Annotated in this window: 18 protein-coding genes and 1 pseudogene; 9 read left to right on the top strand and 10 right to left on the bottom strand. The window is 71.3% G+C overall.

All coding sequences use genetic code 11. The features are described from left to right. Positions 1-404, top strand: a 404-nt coding sequence (locus HF577_RS29895; protein WP_211175041.1) for an acyl carrier protein, incomplete at its 5' end; no start/stop codon positions are given. Next, positions 401-706, top strand: coding sequence for a phosphopantetheine-binding protein (locus HF577_RS38830; protein ID WP_169399335.1), 306 nt, complete (start codon positions 401-403; stop codon positions 704-706). The genes HF577_RS29895 and HF577_RS38830, both read left to right, overlap by 4 nt. Positions 707-722: 16 nt before the next feature. Here the strand turns inward: HF577_RS38830 and HF577_RS29905 are convergent, their stop codons facing one another. The 6 genes from HF577_RS29905 to HF577_RS29930 form a co-directional block, all read right to left on the bottom strand. Continuing rightward, complete coding sequence (locus tag HF577_RS29905) at positions 723-1,172, bottom strand: SRPBCC family protein (protein ID WP_169399336.1); 450 nt, start codon at positions 1,170-1,172, stop codon at positions 723-725. An 87-nt stretch (positions 1,173-1,259) separates the two neighbouring features. Beyond that, on the bottom strand, positions 1,260-2,756 hold the full coding sequence (locus HF577_RS29910) for a carboxylesterase/lipase family protein (protein ID WP_169399337.1): 1,497 nt from the start codon (positions 2,754-2,756) through the stop codon (positions 1,260-1,262). Positions 2,757-2,883: 127 nt separating this feature from the next. Beyond that, complete coding sequence (locus HF577_RS29915) at positions 2,884-3,336, bottom strand: SgcJ/EcaC family oxidoreductase (RefSeq protein ID WP_169399338.1); 453 nt, start codon at positions 3,334-3,336, stop codon at positions 2,884-2,886. Positions 3,337-3,414: 78 nt separating this feature from the next. Beyond that, the gene (locus HF577_RS29920; RefSeq protein WP_312859463.1) at positions 3,415-3,708 is read right to left on the bottom strand and encodes a Dabb family protein; all 294 of its coding nucleotides are present in this window, start codon (positions 3,706-3,708) and stop codon (positions 3,415-3,417) included. 153 nt (positions 3,709-3,861) lie between these two features. Beyond that, positions 3,862-4,716, bottom strand: a complete 855-nt coding sequence (locus HF577_RS29925; RefSeq protein ID WP_169399339.1) for an NmrA family NAD(P)-binding protein — start codon at positions 4,714-4,716, stop codon at positions 3,862-3,864. Between the two features lie 11 nt (positions 4,717-4,727). Continuing rightward, entirely contained in the window at positions 4,728-6,194 is a 1,467-nt protein-coding gene (locus HF577_RS29930) for an MFS transporter (protein WP_211175042.1), read from the bottom strand. A gap of 129 nt (positions 6,195-6,323) precedes the next feature. On the opposite strand from HF577_RS29930, the gene HF577_RS38835 reads away from it, so the two are divergent. Next, positions 6,324-8,654: a GMC oxidoreductase gene (locus HF577_RS38835; protein ID WP_169399340.1), complete on the top strand. Its 2,331-nt coding sequence runs from the start codon at positions 6,324-6,326 to the stop codon at positions 8,652-8,654. Between the two features lie 113 nt (positions 8,655-8,767). On the opposite strand, the gene HF577_RS29940 is transcribed toward HF577_RS38835, so the two are convergent. From HF577_RS29940 to HF577_RS29950, 3 genes are all read right to left on the bottom strand, one after another. Beyond that, positions 8,768-11,059: an ATP-binding protein gene (locus tag HF577_RS29940; RefSeq protein WP_169399341.1), complete on the bottom strand. Its 2,292-nt coding sequence runs from the start codon at positions 11,057-11,059 to the stop codon at positions 8,768-8,770. A gap of 360 nt (positions 11,060-11,419) precedes the next feature. Then, positions 11,420-12,514, bottom strand: coding sequence for an IS110 family RNA-guided transposase (locus HF577_RS29945; protein ID WP_312859464.1), 1,095 nt, complete (start codon positions 12,512-12,514; stop codon positions 11,420-11,422). 70 nt (positions 12,515-12,584) lie between these two features. Further along, positions 12,585-12,878, bottom strand: a complete 294-nt coding sequence (locus HF577_RS29950; protein ID WP_169399348.1) for an SDR family oxidoreductase — start codon at positions 12,876-12,878, stop codon at positions 12,585-12,587. 155 nt (positions 12,879-13,033) lie between these two features. On the opposite strand from HF577_RS29950, the gene HF577_RS29955 reads away from it, so the two are divergent. Further along, positions 13,034-14,206 carry an HNH endonuclease signature motif containing protein gene (locus HF577_RS29955; RefSeq protein ID WP_169399343.1) on the top strand — a complete coding sequence of 391 codons (1,173 nt, stop codon included), beginning with the start codon at positions 13,034-13,036 and terminating at the stop codon, positions 14,204-14,206. 101 nt (positions 14,207-14,307) lie between these two features. On the opposite strand, the gene HF577_RS29960 is transcribed toward HF577_RS29955, so the two are convergent. Beyond that, positions 14,308-14,877, bottom strand: coding sequence for a helix-turn-helix domain-containing protein (locus HF577_RS29960; protein WP_281359905.1), 570 nt, complete (start codon positions 14,875-14,877; stop codon positions 14,308-14,310). A gap of 194 nt (positions 14,878-15,071) precedes the next feature. On the opposite strand from HF577_RS29960, the gene HF577_RS38840 reads away from it, so the two are divergent. From HF577_RS38840 to HF577_RS29980, 5 genes and pseudogenes are all read left to right on the top strand, one after another. Further along, positions 15,072-16,094, top strand: a complete 1,023-nt coding sequence (locus HF577_RS38840) for a methyltransferase (RefSeq protein ID WP_169399344.1) — start codon at positions 15,072-15,074, stop codon at positions 16,092-16,094. A gap of 45 nt (positions 16,095-16,139) precedes the next feature. Further along, positions 16,140-16,580 (top strand): annotated as a pseudogene (locus HF577_RS39905) (LLM class flavin-dependent oxidoreductase); the annotation flags it as partial. A 107-nt stretch (positions 16,581-16,687) separates the two neighbouring features. After that, positions 16,688-17,560, top strand: a complete 873-nt coding sequence (locus HF577_RS39910; protein ID WP_312859465.1) for an LLM class flavin-dependent oxidoreductase — start codon at positions 16,688-16,690, stop codon at positions 17,558-17,560. A gap of 90 nt (positions 17,561-17,650) precedes the next feature. Beyond that, a complete protein-coding gene (locus HF577_RS29975; RefSeq protein WP_169399345.1) occupies positions 17,651-18,688 on the top strand; it encodes a methyltransferase in 1,038 nt (345 codons plus the stop codon). Positions 18,689-18,846: 158 nt separating this feature from the next. Beyond that, positions 18,847-19,248 (top strand): hypothetical protein, encoded by a 402-nt coding sequence (locus HF577_RS29980; protein WP_169399346.1) that lies wholly within the window; start codon positions 18,847-18,849, stop codon positions 19,246-19,248. Positions 19,249-19,658 lie beyond the last annotated feature (410 nt).

Genomic DNA, 19,658 nt, shown 5'->3' on the forward strand with positions numbered 1-19,658 from the left:
CCGCTGACGGGGTGTCCGCCCCGCGTCCCGCCTCCGCCGTCGCGATCCGCCCCGAGGCGACCACGGCGGCCCGCACCGCGGCGGAGCACGACCTCGTCCAGATCTGGCGGGAGGTGCTGGGGCGCGACGACGTCGGCCTCGACGACAACTTCTTCGACCTGGGTGGCACGTCCTTCGCGCTCGCCACCGTGCACACCCTCATCGGCGCGCGCACCGGCGCGACGACGTCGCTGGTGTCGCTGCTGGAGTTCCCGACGATCGCCGCGCTTGCGCGGCACCTCGCCGGCGACCCCCGGACAGGACATGCGGTGGCCGAGCCGGTCGGCCAGGCGCGGGCGGCCCGGTTGCGCGACCGCCGGAACCGGCTGCAGCAACGACGGCCCGGGCGGGGGACCGGCGAGTGAGCGCGTCAGAGGAGAGGGCCGGGACCGCTTGGGACGAGTCCAGCGGCGTCCGGGCCAGGACCGCTGCCGTCGTCGCCGCGGTCTGGTGTGAGCTCTTCGGGGTGGTGCGGGTCGACCCCGACGACGACTTCTTCGCACTGGGCGGGCATTCGATGCTCGCGGTCAGGATGGCGTCCCGGTTGCGGACCGAGCTGGGGCTGCGCGTACCTGTGCGCACGATCCTGGAGAACCCGACGGTGGACGCTCTCTCCCGGCTGCTGGCCGAGGCCGTTGAGTCCGCCACCGATCCGGCCGGCAGCTGAACTCACGCCTTCGATGTCACCTGGCCCGGGCGGTGGCCGCGTAGTCAGCAAGATCGGTCGCCATGCGCTGCATCACCCGGGGAAGGAAGAGAGGTGTCAGCCAACCGATCCCCGGCCGCGGGCGCCAGGTGCCCTGCCAGTTGATCGTCGTGCCGCCTGCCGCTGCCGGCTCCAGTTCGATTACTGCGCGGTAGTCCTTGATCGAGAAGTTGAAGGCGTCCTCGTAGGCGATGCGCCGGCCGTCCACGAGCTCGGTCAGTCGCTCGCCCGTGACGACCCGGCCCGTGCGGAAGGCGCGGACGGCCCCGACATCGTCACGGCCGCCCGGGCCGAGCCCGGTCGAGCGCTCTTCCACCAGTTCGTCCAGTCCGGAGGACCATTTCGGCCAGCTCCGTCCGTCGATCAGCAGGCTCCAGACGGTGGTGACGGGGGCCGACGTCGTCGCGCTGACGTGGTAGTGCGGCATCGCAGTGATCTCCTGAGTGGGATTCTCGGTGGAGCCTGGGCCCCGGCGGCGGCTCTGGCCGTGGCAGCGGGTCGGGCGGGGCGCTGATCAGCGCACGCCTTCCCAGAGCCGGCGTTCGTCGCCGGCCGGGTCGTCGACGGCCTCCACCTTGTCGTTGATGAGACCGGTCGTGCGGGCATCGACGGTGTAGGGCGCCCACCCGGGGTCGCCACTGCGGATGAAGCTCACCCACGTGGCGTGCGCGGTGTCGGCCACGGCCTGTGGCGCGGAGTCGCCGACCCGCGGGCGCGTGTTCGGCACGTGCAGGGTGTCGAACACGAACGGGATCTCCACGCCGTGACAGGCACCGAGCCGGCCGTCGTAGGCGGGTGACCAGTAGTCGAAGCGGTACACCCAGGTCGGGGCGGTGCCGCCGGTGCGGGCCTCGGCCACGCGGACGGCCGGGACGCGGTAGAACCAGTCGGTGAGGATCGCGGCCAGCAGATCGCCGGGGCGGGCGTCGGGCCGGTTGCGGCGGTACACCTCGATGCTCTCCGCGGGCAGCCCGTACGCGCCGGCCGCGGCGGCGAGCGCGGCCTCGTCGACGGCGTCGATGCTGCCGTCGGAGACGAAGAACAGCCGGGCCTCGTCCTGGTTGGAACCGATCAGCAGTGCCACGTCCGCGCCCCGGCCGGCGGTGATCGCCTCGAGCGGCGGGCGGGGCACGACCTCACCGTCGACGGTCGGCATGAACGGCAGCAGGCTGAGCGCCAGCGCACCCCACTTCGCCGGGTCCGGGGCGGTCTGCAACTGCTCGGTGAGCGCCGACACGGCCGCGGTCACCTGCTGCACCGGGATCGCCGCGATCGCCTCCCGGGTGGGCTCGACGCCCAGCGCCTCGGCCAGGAAGTCGGAGACCATGCGCCCGTCCTGCGGGTCCAGAGTGTGCGCGGCGGCGCCGCTCTGCGCGATGGCCCGGTGGAACAGCCCGGCCGCGGCGGGCATCGACAGCAGCGTGGTCACGCTCATCGCGCCTGCCGACTCGCCGGCGACGGTGACCCGGGCGGGGTCGCCGCCGAACGCGGCGATGTTGTCGCGCACCCAGGTCAGCGCGGCGACCTGGTCGAGCAGGCCGGGGTTCGCGACGTCGTCGCCGGTGTAGAGGAAGCCCTCGGCGCCGAGTCGGTAGTTGATGGTCACGGTGACCACGCCGTCGCGGGCGAAGGCGGCGCCGTCGTACTCGGCGACCGAGCCGGAACCGTTCGTGAACGAGCCGCCGTGGATCCACACCAGCACGGGCAGCGAGCCGGTGGTGTCGGGCGTCCAGACGTTGAGGTTCAGGCAGTCCTCACCGGGGATGTCGACCTCGGGGAACAGCGGCCGGTACTGCGGCGGATACGGCGCCTTCGGGCTGGTCGGGCCGTACTCCGTGGCGTCGCGGACGCCGTTCCAGGGTGACGCGGGGCGGGGTGCGCGCATCCGGTCGGGCCCGAATGGCGGGGCCGCGAACGGCACTCCGAAGAAGGCCAGTGCCCCGCGGTCGGTGGTCCCGCGCAGCACACCCTGCTGGACGCGGACGACCGGCGCGGACGACGTCGTGCTCATCTGTCACCTCAGTGCGACAAGGATTCGGCTGATGATCAGGTCACCGGCGACGCGCCAGGGACGGGACGCGTCGTGGGGCGGCGCGACCGCGACCCACGTGCGTCGCCGCCCTGGCGCCGCCGGGCGGCTAGACGTCGTGCTCTCGCCGAGCGCCGGTGATGGATTCGAGGGCCGCCGCAGCTTCCAGCGAGATCAGGCGGGAGTTCTGCAGAGCGACGACTTCCCAGCGGTCGTTCTGCCACGCCGTGACGAACAGCTGCATGGACCGGCGGCTCGGCGGCGGCTCGTCCTCGGACGGCAGCGCGATGCCGACGCGGTGGTGCACCACGCCCCACCCCGGCTGGATGATCTCGGCGAACAGCACCTCACCCTGAGCCAGTCGTGAACCCTTCATCACGGTGTCGAAGATCGGCTGATGGGTCGCGATCATCTCCTGACGTCCCCGGTAGATGGTTCCCTCGAAGTCCGCGAAGACGGCGTCCTCTGCAAAGTCTGCGAAGAAGGTGGTGGCGTCGCCGCGGTTCCACGCCTCGTTCATCCGAGCTGGAATGGCGCTGATCGCCTCGGTCGGCTCATTCATTCGATCACCCTCCGGTGCTGTCGATCAATGGGGTTCATCCGGGGCGCGCATGTTTCGCGCAGCCGGCGAGATCGGTTGCTACGCGCGCCTGCCGGGCGCTGCGCTTCCGGTGTAGTCCCCGAGGTCGGACACCAGTCCGGCGATGTCGGGGGTGCTGTCGTACCGTCGCTGGTGGATCGCGGCGATCTTCGCGCCCATCTCCGGGTCGGGGTCGTCGGTGATGTCGAAGGACATGAACTTCTCGACCAGCGGCAGGCCGAGCCGGTCGATCTCGAGGTGGGCCGGGTGGTTCATCATCTCCTCGTAGCCGTCGAGGTCCTCGACCACGGAGATGGCGCTGTACTCGTAGTCGCCGCCGAAGTCGCGGCCCACGACCTACGACCTGATGGACGGGATCCGGGTGGTCGCGTCACGCATGCGTTCGATGCCGGCTGCCACCTCGTCCTCCGACAGGCCGGGCTTGAGGGTCATGCGGATGCAGTGGTGGATCATCGGAACTCCCTTTCCGTGCAGTTCTCGGAGTGGTCAGGCCGGGACGAACGCGGTGGCGTGATCGCGTGCGAACTCGGTGATGTCGCGCGCGGGGTGCCCGGTGAGGTCGGCGACGCAGGAGTGCACGACGGCGGCTTCCCCCCTGGCGTAGTGGGCGTAGTCCTCGACCAGGCCGTCGAGGACCCACGGCGGGACGAGGCCGGTCAGCGCGGCCGTGAAGTCCTCGGGGGCCACCTCCTGGAAGGCGATCTCCCGCCCGGTGGCGGTGGAGAGGGCGTGCGCGATCTGGCCGTGGGTCACGGCGCGGGGCCCGGTCAGCGTGTAGGTCGTGCCGGTGTGTCCCGGGCTGGTCAGCACGGCCGCGGCGGCGTCGGCGACGTCCCTGGTCTCGATGGCGCTGACCGGGGCGCCACCGATCGGTGCGGCCAGCACACCGTGGGCGATGGTGCCGGCGAAGCCGAGCAGGGCCTGCATGTAGAGGTTCGGGCGCAGCACGGTGTGGTCGGTCCCGAGCCGGTGCACGTGCTGCTCGACCTCGGCGTGCCAGCGCAGGAACCGCACCGGCGAGTCGGTGCGCGCCCCGTATTGCGAGAGCAGCACGAGCCGTTCGACACCGCATTCGCGGGCGAGCTCGGCGAACCGGATCTGGAGGGCGGCGGCGTCCTCGGTCGACGGGCTGTTGAGGAAGGCCGCGTCGACGCCCTTGAGCGCGGCGGCGACCGCCTGCGGGTCCTGCAGGTCGGCGACGACGTTCTCGACGCCGGGAACCGGGCGCTCGGGGTTGCGCGTCATGGCGCGGACGGTTGCGCCGCGGGCCAGCAGAGCGGGCACGAGAGCGGAGCCGACCGTTCCGGTCGCGCCGGTCACCAGCACGGTGGGTGTGTTCATCGGGTGCGTCCTCAGTGGGGTGCGGTCGAGGTGGCCCGGTCGCGGGTGTTCCCGGTTCCGGTGGAGGCTCGTGGTGGACGCGTCTCACCTCGTGCCGGCAGCAGGGTGAGCGACAGCGCGAGGGCGAGGGCGATCAGTGCTGCTCCGCCCAGGAACGCGGTCGTGAACGCGATGTCGCCGTGCGCGCCCGCGGCGCCGATGGCGATCGCGGCCAGTGCGGCGAGGCCGAGCGCGCCGCCCAACTGCTGAGCGGCGTTGACCAGGCCGCTGAGCAGGCCCGACTCGCCTTCGCCGCTGTCGCGCACCGCCGCCGTGAACGCGTTGACGATGCCGAGGCCGAGCCCGGCGCCGATCAGCAGGAACGCGCCGAGCAGGTGCACGGAGAAGCCGTCGGTCGCCGGGTTCAGCGCCAGCCACAGGAACCCGGCGAGCAGCAGGACGAGAGCGACGTGCAGCGCGCGTGGCAGGCCGACGCGCCGGGCCAGCAGCGGTGCCGCTGCGCTGCCGAGGATGATCATCACGGCGACGGGGATCTGGGTCAGCCCACTGGTCAGCGCGTCCATCCCGAGGACGTCCTGCTGGTAGAGGGGGAGCAGGAAGAACAGGCTCGTGAGCGTGGCACCGAGCAGCATCAGCACCACGCCCGCTGTGACCACCGGCTTCCTGCGGAAAACACCGAGCGGGACCAGCGGGTGCGTGGAGCGGTGCTCGGCGATCAGGAAGGCGACCAGGGAGGCGAGGCCGACCGCGAGTCCGATGACCGCGGTGGGCGTGGCCCATCCGGCTTCGGCGGCGGAGACCATGCCGAGCGCGAGTGCCGAGATCCCGACGGTGATCGTGGTGGCGCCGACCGCGTCGAACCGGCCGGGTCGACCGGGGAACGACGGCACCGAGCCCCAGACGACGATCGCGCTGATGAGGCCGAGCGGCACGGGGACCCAGAAGACCGACTGCCAACCCAGCAGCGCGGTCAGCGTGCCGCCGAGGGACACGCCCAGCAGGCTGCCGAGGCCCGCGACGGCACCCCAGATCCCCATGACGCGGGTGCGCTCCGCCGGCGACGGGTAGAGGTTCAGGACGAGGGCGAGCGCGGACGGCATCACCAGTGCCGCCCCGATCCCCTGACCGATCCGCCCGGCGATCAGCATCGGCCCACCGGCGGCCAGCGCGCAGAACGCCGATGCTGCGACGTAGAGCGCCATCCCGGAAAGGAACACCTTCCTCCCCCCGAGCACGTCGGCGAGGCGGCCCCCGAGCAGCAGCAGACCCGCGAAGGCCACCAGGTAGCTGTCGACGACGACGGTGAGTTCGGCGGCGGAGAGTCCCAGCCCTTCGCGGATCGCCAGTCCGGCCAGGTTGACCATCGCGGTGTCGAGGTAGATCAGGAACATGGAGACGGCCAGGGCGGCCATCATCACGCTGCGCGGCAGTCGCAGGCGGGTGCGCATGAGCGTGGGTAGGTGTCCGTTGCTCGTCATGTCACCCTCACTGGGCACGGTGTCATTTCTCGCCTTCTGATTTCTTTCGCTCGGTGTGCTCCGTGGTGGGAGCCGGGGTCGAGTCTTCGGCCGGAGCCCGGTCGGGAACACCCACGCGAGGTCCACGCCGTGCCCACAGTCGCGGTGGAGCCGGTGGGGGACGGGCTGTGGCGGCACTGGGGGCCCGGCGTGGGTGCCGTCCGGCGGGCCCCGGTCGAACACTGTCCTGGCCGGCAGGCAGCCGGAACCGAGGAGGAGGGGGAACCGATGGCCCGGGTCGAACGCGCAGGCGCGCATCCCGCTGCGCCCGAGCACGTCGAGGCGATCGTGGTCGGCAGCGGTTTCGGCGGCGCGGTGTTCGCCGCCCGGCTCGCGCAGGCCGGAGTCGGCGTGGTCGTCCTCGAACGCGGCCGGCGGTGGGAACGCGGATCCTTCCCCCGCTCGCCGGACCCGGCGGACGGATGGCTCTGGAGCATCGGCGCCGGGCTCTACGACATCCGCTGGCTGGACAAGCTCATCAGCGTCCAGGGCGCGGGGTGGGGCGGCGGCTCGCTCGTCTACGCGAACGTCTTCGCCCGCCCCTTCGACCCGTCGCTGTCCGGGCGGTGGCCCCCGCACCTGCGGCGGGACCAGCTCGACCCCTACTACGACCTCGCCGCGCACATGCTCGACGTGCGGCCGGTCGGCGTCGATCCCACGACGGGCCGCGTGCCAGCGCGCACCGCACTGGTCGAGTCCCTGGTGGACCGGATGGACCGGGTGGCCGGCACGATCCGGCCGAACCTCGCGGTCCGCTTCACCGCCGACCCCGACGTGGTGACCCCGAACAAGCACGGGGTCGAGCAGGGCGGCTGCGACTTCGACGGCGACTGCGTCATCGGGTGCAACCGGGGCGCGAAGAACAGCCTCGACCACAACTACCTCGCCGTCGCCGAACGCGCGGGCGCGGTCGCCGTGACCCGCGCCGAGGTGATCCGCGTGGAGCCCTGCGACTCCGGCTACGCGGTCACGTGGCGCGACCCCGGCGACGCCGCCGCGCCGCCGGTGACGATGACGAGCCGCCACGTGTTCCTCGCCGCCGGCGCCGTCGGCACGACCGAACTGCTGCTGCGCCAGCGCGACGTGCTCGGGACGCTACCGCTGCTGTCCTCCCGGCTCGGCGAGGAGTTCTCGGGCAACGGCGACTTCCTCATGACGACGACGCTGCGCTCCGCCGGGGACCTCACCCGCGGGCCGACCATCACCACGACGACGATCCTCGACGTGCCAGAAGGCCGGACGCCGGTCTGGTTCCAGGTCCAGGACGGCGGCATCCCGCTGCCGCTGCAGCGGCTCATCCACGCGTCGCTGCCGCTGGAGCGCCTGCGCGCCCGGTGGAGCCGCCGGCGCGGCAGCCGATCGACGCATCGCATGGCCCTGCTGTCGATGGGCCGGGACTCCGCCTCGGGGCACCTCGCGCTGAACCGCAACGGGAACGCGGCGGTCGCCTGGGACAACCGGCGCGAAGCACGCCTGTACCGCGCCGAGTCACGCGTCGGGCCGCTGCTGAGCGGCATGCTGCGCACCCGCGTCCACGCAGCGTTGTCGTGGACTCTGCTGCGCCGCGCCGTCACCGTGCACAACCTCGGCGGGGTGCCTGCCGACCGGCCGGGAGCCCCGGGCGTCGTCGACCAGTGGGGCCAGGTCCACGGGTACCCCGGCCTCTTCGTCGTCGACGGCTCGACCGTGCCCGGCTCGACGGGGGCCAACCCGTCGGCAACGATCCTCGCCGCCGCGGAACGGGCCGCCGAGCACGTCGCGCGCCGGCTCACCGGAGACCCGCAGTGGCGCGCACCCGAATGGCCGGACGTCCGGGCGGCACCGGTCCCGGAGGACGCCGCGAGCCGGGAGATGGCCCACCTCCGGGCGCGCACGTCGGGCAACGGCATCCGCTTCCGGGAGCGGATGACCACCCCGCGTGCCCGTCGTACCCGTGAACCGGTCGCGGACCTGCGGCTCACCGCCTCCTTCCCCGGGTTGGACGACTTCCTGCGCGACGACCTGCACACCCTCGACGTCGACGGAACGGTGACGATCCATCCGATCGCCACCGGACGACCGGCGCGCGGCTCGCTGTCGCTGTTCCCCCGTGACGGCCGGCACGCCATGCGCTACGCGCTCGAGTTCGACGACGACCGCGGCGCCCCCTGGCTACTGACCGGCGCCAAGTCGATCCTGCGACCCGGGCCCATCGCCCGGTGGCACGGCCTGACCCGGCTGCGCTGGGAGGCGCGCCCGGCCGGGGGAGGGGATCGCGCGCCGTACAGCGGGTTCGTCTCGATCGACGCCGCCGCGGTGGTGCAGATCCTGATGACGCTGCGCGGAGAGGGGTTCACCCGGCCGCGTCGTCTCGCTGCCGTCCTGGGGTTCGCCGCCTTCTTCGCGCGGGAGTCCCTCGCCTTCGCACCACGCCGATCCTGATCGCCGACCGCGGCGGGGTCGTGTCGGGCGAGTATCCGCTCCGCGCGTGCGCTGCCCTGCCCTCCACCGGGTCGGCGACGGCCGAGTCCTCCCGCACGCCGCTCGGCGAGCGCTCAACGAACGGCCTGGTCGCGAACCTTCCGAGCAAGTTCGACGAGCTCTGCCATCCCCGCCTCCCGCCCGGATCGCCACGCCACGTCGAACGAGGCTGCGCCCAGGTCACGACGGGCCCGGTCGATGTCGCCCGCGACCAGTTCCTGGGTGGTGGGGAAGTCCTCGACCACCCCGTGCGCGTCCGCGTAGGCGGACCATGCGCCGAACAGCCGAGCACCGGCATCAGGGTCTCCGAGCCGGACCGCCACCACGGCGAGCGTGGAGAGCATGTAGGTCAGCGTCCAGCTGTTCACGGCAGCCACGGCGAGATCGATCGCCTCGGCCAGCAGCGCAGCGGCCTCGTCGTTGCGGTCGCCGAGCTGCGCGGCGACGGCACGGAGGTTGAGCGCGGCCCCCACCTCGAACGCCGACCCCACGCGCCGCGTTGCCCTTTCGGCCTCCCGTGCCGCCTGCTCGATCGCGGGTGCGCTGCCGGCGAGCAACGCGATCTGCGTGGTCGCCATCCGCGCGTGGGCGATCCAGTACGGGTCACCGAGGGCGTCGGCCCGACGGTTCGCCTCGCCGAGCAGCTCCCGGGCCAGGGAGAGGTCCTGGGAGAACAGCGCCGTCGAGGCGGCGAGCGTCGCGGCCTGGGTGGCGAGCACCTCGTCGTCGTCGCCGGTCGCGAGCTCGAGTGCCTCCCGGCTGTGCCGGCAGGCATCCGCAGGAGCGGCCAGGTGCTCCAGACCCGCCCACGCCACCAGCAACCGGGTCCGGCTCTGCCGGGTCATCGGCCGGGCGTTCAGGCGGGTGGCCCAGGAGCTGCCCTCGCGACCGTGTCCGCGGATCGCCAGGTGCAGCCAGACCAGCCAGAGCAGCTCGGTGGCGTCGTCAGCACGGTCGTGCTCGATGAGCCAGTCGAGCGTGACCCGCAGGTTGCCCAGCCCCGCTTCGAGTCGGTGCAGCGCCGTCACCTGCCCGGAGCCGTGCAGATCGTCGACGAGGGCACGCGCGGTGGCCAGCACGGCGCCGGCCAGGCCGGCGCGGGCCTCGTCGGCCTGGCCGTGCTCGAGACGCTCCCCGGAATGCTGACGTACGGGCTCCAGCAGCCGGAACCGATCCCCGCCCCCGCCGTCGACGACGCGGATCACCAGCGAGTGCTCGACGAGTTCGGTGAGCGCGCGGGTCGCGGAAGCGGCGGAGAGACCGCTGACGGCATGGGCATCCGCCCAGGTGAACCCGCCCACGCACACCGACAGGCGCGCCAGGAGCGACCGTGCTGGTTCGCTGAGCAGCCGGACGCTCCAGTCGAGGGTCGCCGTGATGCTCCGTTGCCGGACGGGCAGGTCGTGGGGCGCGATGTCGGAGGGCAGTTCCATCGTCTGAAGCAGTGTGCGCGGGCCGATCCGGGCGGCCGCGGTGGCCGCGAGCTCCAACGCCAGCGGCAGACCATCGGCGTGGCGGCACAGCTGGGCGATCACCGGCGCGTCGCCCTGGTCGTCGGCGACGGTGCCGCCACGAGCGCTCATCCGTTCGCGGAACAACCGGACCGACATGTCGTGGTCCAGCGGCGCCACCCGCATCTCGCGTTCGGCCCGTATCCGCATCGGGACCCGCCCGGTGGCCAGGATGGTGAGTGCCGGGCAGACCGAGACCAGCGTGGCCACCGCGGGCGCACACGGGAGAACGTGCTCGACGTTGTCGAGCACGAGCAGCAGCTCTCGGTTCCCCAGGAACGACGCAACGGCCCCGACGCGGTCGGCGGTGCCGGAGTCGGGGACGCCGAGCGCGGTGGCGATGGCGGGGACGACGTCCGCGGCGGAACGGACGTCGGCGAGCTCGACCAGCACCGTGCCGGCCGGGAAATGTTCGCGTGCCGCGGCCGCGACCAGCAGGGCGAGCGTGGTCTTGCCGACCCCGCCAGGCCCGGTCAACGTCAGGACGGAGCACGAGGGCTCTGCCAGGACACCCACGATCGCGTCCACCTGGTCGTCCCGACCGATCACCGGCGCAGCGGGCGCGGGCAGCCGTCCGTTCGCCGGGTCACCCACGGGTGCGGGCACCTTCGTCCGGTGGCCGGCGGTCGACGCCTCGGGTGGCGGGACGGCCGCGACCAGACGGGCGCGCTCGTCGTCGTCCAAGCCGAGCGCGTCGGCAAGCGCGCGCACCGTGTGCGGATAGGGCCGACGGCGCTCGCCCCGTTCGAGCGCCCCCACCGCCTTCTGGGTGATGCGTGCCCGAGTCGCGAGTTCCTCCTGCGTCAGCGACCGGGCGGTTCGGTACCGGCGAAGTAGCTCGGCGAAGTCGCTCACCGGCACAGCATCCCGGTACCGGCGGTCATGAGGGAAAGACGGGCGACGACCGGGGACCTCGGCTCCGCGGTTCAAGCGTCCCCGTCCGGCGCTGCGGGCGAAGATCCGTCGCGTCCATCTCCGAACGGTTTCCTCCAGCGCCTGGTACCAACCACCGCCGCGGGCACACCGCACCCAGCGGCATCCACCCAGCAGCCGCTTCAACAACCCGGCTGGGCATGACAGCTGATATTGGGGCACCTGCTGTCAAGTGGCCGTGGCTGGTGGCCCGCGATCGAAGGGGATCGGGGCTGGTCAGGCGGGTTGCTCCTCGCCCTTGCCTGTCAGCACCGCCCTCACCGGCGGATCGGGGAGAAGCGCTCAGTCCATCAGGGCGAGGCTCCAGCTCCAGCCGGCGAGTTCGCGGGCGATCGCGACCGCGCTGATGGTGGATCGTTTCCCGCGGGCATCCAGCCGCGTCCACCGTCGGTGCAAGCGGCGGTTGCCGCGCTCTGCGCGCTCCCGCACCGCGGCCGGCTGGCCGGCGCGGCGGCGGATCAGCTCATGACTGGGCCGATACGGCTTGCGATGATGCCACGCGGCCTCGACCAGCAGCCGACGGGCGTGGCTGTTACCGGCCTTGGTGATCCCGCCCTGGCTGCGGCGGGCGCCGCTGGAAGACTCGCTGGGCACCAACCCGAGGTAGGAACCAATCGTGGAGCCGGTGAACCGCCGCCAGTCCCCGACCTCGACCGCCAACCCGAACCCGGTCAAGATCCCGACCCCGCGCAGGCAGCACAACCGGTCCACGACCGGCGCGAACCCACTCGTGGCGGCCATCTCCACGATGGCAGCGTCAAGCCGATCACGGCGAGCATGCACGCTCAATACCGCATCGAAGGCCTCATCGAAGGCCACCTGGACACCGACCCGGTCCAACCGAAGCGCGCGCAGCCACGCCTCGTGCGCCCCGGCCCAGGCGCAGTTCTCCCATACGAGCCCCTGGCGCAGCAACAGCTTCGGCAACCGGTGCCGAGCACGCATGAGATCTGTACGCGCGTCCTCCCGAGCCCGGACCAGATCCCGCGCAGCCTCCTCGGCCTCGCCGGGCACCCGCACCCCGGGCAACTCGGCAATCCGCAACAGTCGAGCAAGCCGCTCCGCGTCACGACGATCGGTTTTCACCCTGTCCCCAGGCGGGCGCTCCATCTTCGAGGGCGCCACCACCTCGCACCGCACCCCCGCCGCGGCCAACGCCCGAGCCAGCGCGAACCCGGTCGGACCAGCCTCATACGCCACCGCAACCGGTCCCGGCAGCGACCCAACCCACGACACGATCGCCTCGGTCTTCGGTGACGGCCGCAACGTGCGGATCTCCCCGACCTCACTGTCGATCATGCAGCCCACCACTGATCGCGCATGAACAATCCAGGCCCACGCACGTACGCTCTGCCAGCACCGGCGCCTCCCGTAAATGCGGCACCGCCGCCGACTGCGGCGGTGACCCGCGCCAACCTACGAGCGAGGCGCCGGGCCCCCATACGGTCTAGAGCTTGACCAGCCCCGCGTCCACCGACATCGCCGTCCCGGTGACGAACCGCGACTCGTCGGAGGCCAGGTAGAGCAACGCGTTGCTGACGTCGATGGTCTGCACGGTCTGGATGTCGAAGGCGTTCAGGCATGCCGACCGGACGCGCTCGTTGGCGGCGGCGATCACCTCGCCCCCGGGGCTGTTGTCAAGGCCGGTGCCGGAGACACCGGTCGGGCAGACCGCGTTGAAGCGGAGGACGAGGACGGGGAGCGAGTCCGGCAGGCCACTGCCACGAGCGCTGAACGGCAGTTAACCTGCGACGACGAACATCAATTCGAACATCTGTACGAGTACGATGAAGAGGTGCCGGACAGCCCGCTCACCACCGCGCATCACCTCCTGGTCGAGGCGATCGACGCGCTGTCCGCGGCCCCCGACGCGCTACCGACGACGACCTGCTGTCCGTGCTCACCTTGTGCGAAGGCACCAGCCGGCGGCTCGACCGGCTCACCGTCGCCACCGTGGCCGCTTTGGAACGGCGCGGCACGTTCGCCGAACGCGGCTACAAATCCACCCCGGCCGCGTTGGGGGATCTGCTCGGGTGGGAGCGGTTCGAGGCCCGCACCCGGGTGGTCGCCGCCGAGCAGGTGTGCCCGCGGGTCGGGCTCGACGGCACCGTGTTGCCCGCGCGGCTGGCCGCCACCGCCGAGGTGTTCGCCGCCGGCGCCACCGGGCTGCGGCACGTCGCAGTGATCGCCCGCGTGCTCGCCAGCCCGGCCGCGGAAAGGCTTACGCCCGAGGTGTGGGCCGGTGCCGAAGCCCAACTCGCCGACAAGGCCGCCGTCTACACCCCCTCCGAACTGCAGACCTGGGGCACCGCGCTGGTCGAGGCCCTCGACGAGGACGGGCCCGAACCCGACGACCGTCCACCCGCGCTGGTCAACGAGTTACACCTGCTCCGTCACCGCGGCAAAGCGGGCGGCACCCTGAAGGGCCGGTTCGATGACGCAGCGATGTTCGACGCCATCGCCACCGTGATCGACGCCCACGCCCGACCCGCCACCGCCGACGAGCAGCGCAGCACCGCGCAACGCCAGGCCGAAGCGCTGGCCGACGTGTGCGGCTACGTGCTCGACCACGGTGACGTCCCCGCATGCGGCGGGCGCCGCCCACACCTGACCGTGCTGATCCGGCTGGAGGACCTGGAGAACCGGGCCCGCGCCGCCTGCCTCGACTTCGGCGGCACCCTCACCCCGCAGTCGCTGCGGATGCTGGCCTGCGACGCCGCGGTCGTGCCCGTCGTGCTCAACGGGAAAGGTCAGCCCCTCGACGTCGGGCGGGTCACCCGCACCATCCCCGACGGGCTGCGCCGCGCGATCGCCGCCCGCGACCGGGGCTGCGCCGGCTGCGGGCGGCCACCGTCGTGGTGCGAGGTCCACCACATCAAGGCTTGGCAGGACGGCGGCGACACGGCCCTGCACAACTGCGTGATGCTGTGCCGGGCCTGCCACCGCCTGCAGCACCACTCCGAATGGGAAGTCCGGATCCGCGACGGGTTGCCCGAGTTGATCCCCCCGGCCTGGATCGACCCGCAGCGAAGACCCCGCCGACAACCACTCCTGCGCCTCGCCGCATAAGGGTCGAACAGATGGGCACGGTCGGCAGAGCCTCCGTGATCACTGGGGGGACACATGTCCTCAGGCCGACACGCCGTCAACAACGCTCATGGCCACTACACCTAGTCGGCGTGCCGCTGCGCATTTCGCGGCTCGGCGTCGAGCCCGCAGGCGTCCGCGTACGCCCTCGGAGTGACGCCGAAACGGGTGCGGAACTCCTTGATGAAGTGCGAGGCGCTCGTGTACCCGACCCGGCGGGACACCGCGGTGACGCTCGTGCCGCCACCGCCGAGCAACTCGCGGGCCCGGTCGAGCCGACACTCCTTGAGGAACTGGTACGGCGAGCGCCCGGTGGCGTCACGGAAATGGGCCGAGAACGCCGATGGGCTCAGCGCCGCCTGCCGGGCCAGGTCGTTGACCGTGAGCGGCTCGGCGTAGTGCGCCCGCGCGAAGGCGAGTGCCGCGAGGATCGGGCTCTGGACGGTCTGCCGGGCCGCGATCCGCAGCAACCGGGAGAACTGCTCGCGGCACAGGACCCGGTAGATCATCTCCTCGACGCACATCGGCGCCAGTACCCGCCGGTCGGCCTCGCTGTCGAGCGACCGCAGGAAGCGCAGCGTGGGCTGCGGCGTATCCGGCTTCCCCCGGCCGGGTGGAGCAGGCCCTCGAGACGACGCCGGAACCCGTCCCAGTCACGCTTCGTACCCGCGGGACGCGATTCACCCAGCCCCTCGCCCACGGCGGCCCACGTTACCTCGAAAGGAGCGGGCCCGGGGCGGAGGATTTTCGATGAATGGCAACGAAATCTTCGATGGCTGGATCGGGCCGGTCGGCGGAAACCGCTTGTCGGAGCAGGCCGTGCGTGGACATGTGGTAGGACGGGAACGTGAACGATGTCGAAAAGGAGCGCGCCCGACTTGTCTCCTTCATCTGGGACTCATTCGTTCCTCATATTCTGTACTCGCTGGTCACTCTCGGCATCGTCGATCTGCTGGCCGACGGGGCGGCGACTGCCGATCAGCTCGCCGAGCGATCCGGAACGCACGGACCCTCGCTGTTCCGGCTGCTGCGCGTCGCAGTGTCCCTGAATCTGGTGAGTCTCGAGGGAGATCTCTTCACGCTCACGGTCGGCGGCGAGCTGTTGTGTCCCGGCGTTGCGGGATCGGTGCGCAACACGATTCTGCTGTATGGCGACGTGGAGAAACGGCGGTCATGGGGCGAGCTGAACTACAGCGTCCGTACCGGACAGGACGCTGTCGGGCACATGTTCGGCCAGGAGTACTTCGAGCGGTTGTCGGCACATCCGGAGCACGCGGCGGTGTTCAACGAGACGATGGCGGAGATCAGCCGAGGCGTGGCGCGGTCGCTGCACGAACTGGGAATCGCCTGGCACGGCCGAATAGCCGATGTGGGTGGCGGCAGCGGAGCGCTGCTTGCCGGTGTGCTGGCCGCCAACCCGCAGACGCTCGGGCTGCTCTACGACACCGAGTCCGGGTTGGACGAAGCCGAGGCAACACTCACGAGAGCCGGAGTGCGGGACCGCTGCGAGATCGTTTCCGGTGACTTCTTCGAGTCGGTGCCCGGCGGCTGCGACGCCTATCTGCTCAAGCACATCGTCCACGACTGGGACGACGAACGGGCCGCCACGGTACTGACCCGGTGCCGGGAGTCGATGACGGCCGACGCGAGGCTGTACCTGATCGAGTCGGTGGTGCCCACCGATCCCGCCGAATTCGATACCGGCATGCTGGTGCGGGATCTGAACATGCTGATCAAACTGCCCGGTAGGGAACGCACGCAAGCGGAGTTCACCGAACTGCTCGCCGCATCCGGCCTGAAGCTGACGGGAATGACTCCGCTCCCATCTCCCGGGCGGCCCTACAGTCTGCTGGCTGCCACGCCGGCCTGAACGTGCTGGTGCGCATAAGCGCCGACCCTCCCTCTGGAGTAGCTGATGGCCGAGCAACTGCATCTCAACGCGTTCATCTTTCCGGCCGGGCACCACGAGGCGGCGTGGCGCCATCCCGCGACCCAGCCGGAACGGATTCACGACGCCGACTACTTCCACCAGATCGCCCGCACTGCCGAGGACGCGGCGTTCGACGCGGTGTTCCTGGCCGACATGCCCGTCCTCACCCCCAACGTGGCGCACAACGCCGTCGGTGGGCTGGAGCCGATCACGCTGCTCGCCTCGATCGCTGCGGCGACCTCGCGGATCGGGTTGATCGCGACTGCGTCGACCACCTACTACGAGCCCTACAACCTGGCGCGGCTGTTCGCGTCGGTCGACCACCTGAGCAAGGGCCGGGCCGGCTGGAACGTCGTCACCACCGTCTCGGACCTCGTCGCGGCGAACTACGGCCTCGACGTTTACCCCGATGCTGCGGACCGCTACGCGAGGGCGACCGAGTTCCTCGACGTGGTCACCAAGCTCTGGGACGGCTGGGACGAGGACGCGATCGTGCTCGTCCGGGCCGGGGGCGCTACGCCGACATCGCGCGGATCCACCCGGCGGATCACACCGGTCCCCGCTTCCATCTGCGCGGACCGCTGGACGTGCCGCGCTCGCCGCAGGGCCGCCCGGTGCTGGTGCAGGCGGGCGCGTCGAACGAGGGACGCTCCTTCGCGGCCCGGTTCGCCGAGGTGATCTTCACCGCCCACCAGCGGCTTGAGGACGGGCAGGCGTTCTACGCCGACATCAAGGATCGGGCCACGCGGTTCGGCCGGATCCCGTCCGAGGTGGTGATCCTGCCCGGGATCAGCCCGTTCATCGGCGACACCGAGACTGCAGCGCTCGAGCTGGAACGGGAGTTCAACGAGCTGACCGTGCCCGAGTACGGGCTGCGCCAGCTCGAGCAGCTCACCGGCGTGCGACTCTCCGAGGCGGCACTGGACGGGCCCGTCCCGGAGGAGCTGTTCCGTGACGCCGGGAATGTCACCGACAACGCCCGGTCGCGGCTGCAGGTGGTCGCCGGGATCGTGGAACGGGAGCGGCCCACCGTCCGGCGGCTGCTGCACCGGCTCGCGGGCGCCCGTGGCCACCGGGTCCTCACCGGCGCCGCGGAGCAGGTGGCCGACGCGATCGAGGAGTGGTTCCGGCAGGGCGCCGCCGACGGGTTCAACGTGATGCCGCCCTTCTACCCCGGTGGGCTCGAGCTGTTCACCTCCCGGGTCGTGCCGCTGCTGCGTGAGCGCGGCCTGTTCCGCGACGAGTACACCGGCGGCACGCTGCGCGAGCACCTGGGCCTCTCCCGGCCACGCAGCCGCTTCGTGGACGAGGCGCACCTCGCGTCGGCGGGCGGTGTACGCCCAGGCCCTGTCGGTCAGCCCTCCACGTCCTACCGGCCAGCGCCACGGTGCTCGTCGAGATCGTGACGGTCGCCATGCGGAACATCGCTTGGCTGCCGTGCACTCCGAAGTGAGGATGAGGTGACTGCCTGCCGCAGGCGGGAGAGGAGCCCACACATGTCGGAGGTTGACCCGAGCGACGACGTGCTGGCGCAGGCGTCGCGGCTGCTCGAGATAGTGAACGGCAGTTGGATGACACAGGCGACCCGCGTGGCCGCCGAGCTGGGTGTCCCCGACCTGATGGCCGAGGGGCCCCGTTCCGCGGGGGACCTCGCCACGGCAACGCACACGCACGCCCCGTCCCTCTACCGCTTGCTGCGCGCGCTCGCCACGCTGGAGATCTGCCGCGAGCGTGAGGACGGCACATTCGAGCTGACACCGATGGGTGCGCTGCTCCGGAGCGACGCCGAGGGCTCACTTCGCTCCTGGACGATCTATTGGGGCCGTGAGGTCTGGACCGAGTGGGGACATCTGCTCGACAGCGTCACCACCGGCCGCAGCGCCCGTGAGATCGTCAGTGGGACGTCGCACTTCGACCCCCTGCGCCAGAACCCTGCCCGCGCCGCGATCTTCAACGCCGCGATGGCCGAGCACACCCGCCTGACCACCCGCGGAATCGTCTCCGGCTACGAGTTCACTGAGAACTCCCGGATCGTCGACGTCGGCGGCGGGTACGGGGAGCTGCTCGCAGCCGTCCTGGTGGCCAATCCCACCGTCGACGGCGTCCTGTTCGATCTCCCGCATGCGATCGAGAAAGCCCCTCCGTACCTGGAGAAATGCGGCGTGGCCGGCCGCTGCACCCTCCTGTCGGGCAACTTCTTCGAGGAAGTGCCCGCGGATGCCGACGTCTACGTGCTCAAGAACGTCCTGCACGACTGGGACGACGAACAAGGCCGTGACGTCCTCGCCACCTGCCGGCGGGCCATGACCGGTTCGTCGAAGCTCCTGGTGATCGAGAGGCTCGTTCCCGGGACCATGCAACCGGAGCCGGAGCACCGTCTGCTCGCCCGCGCCGACCTGCACATGCTGGTCGCACACGCTGCCCTGGAGCGCACGGAGTCGCAATTCCGGGAATTGCTCGGATCGGCAGGCTTCACGATCAGCCGGGTCATGCCGCTGACCATGGGCTACAGCCTGATCGAGGCCGTCCCGTAGGCAATCGGCACCTTCTTACGTTTCCGTGACGGCGCTTCGCTCGGGCGATCCGGTGCATCAGTCCGTGCCCGGGTTGCCTTCCGAGATGTACGTTCATGCCGGCGTCAAGGTTCAGGTGACAGACAAATCCGGCTGAATCGCCGGGATCGGGCCGGGGGGTGTGGGCCACGGGCCCAGACTTCCGGGAGGACGGCACGGACGCCGTGCTCGTCACGATCTCCGGCCAGTCGATGAGCACCTGGGACTGCGGCTCTGCCAGGTGGACCGGCCGGATCAGATCGAGGTGGTCGAAGCTCCGGTCCCTGACGAAGGCCGATCTGGGCCTGACGGATGGGGACGCGCTCACGCGCATCGGCGACGCAGCCGACCCGGCAGGGAAGCCAGGCTACCCGGGCTTCGCCGGGCGGTCTCGACCGCGGCAGCGCACCGGTCTGCCGTTCCACCTCGGCTACCTCGGCGACGAGCTGTTCCACGTCCTGCACCGGGGCGGGCGGCCGAGCTCGACCCTGCACGGCTCACCGCCCCGCTCGGCGCGTAGCGGTGCGGCGCCGCCTGGCTGAGCTCGGCGCCCGGGCGCATCCACCGCAGCAGGATCCAACGGACGCCACTGAGGCCCTGATCATCCCTTTCGCGGCTTCCTTCCATATTTATCCAGATTTCGTCGAGTTTGTCGTAAATCAGCTAGATCGCCCGGCCGTAAGGCACCGGACCGAATCCGTGCGGGCGACACCCGATAAGGTCAACTTCCAACTTCATCTGCTGCAACCACGGGTTTTCGGCACGCCACCGCGTGCAGTCTGCCGACCTGAAACCCTCGCGGAGGAGAACCGGTGTCGTACTGGGATGACAAGGGCATTCGCACACCGTTGAGCCCGCCGCCGCGGGGCCCCGGCCGCGCACTGGCCCGGGCGTCGCACGCGGTGCGCCGCCTCGGCCGCGGGGCCCCGGCCGCGCCCGCCACCCCCGACGC

The sequence above is a fragment of the Pseudonocardia xinjiangensis genome (assembly GCF_012911925.1).
Lineage (GTDB): Bacteria > Actinomycetota > Actinomycetes > Mycobacteriales > Pseudonocardiaceae > Pseudonocardia > Pseudonocardia xinjiangensis.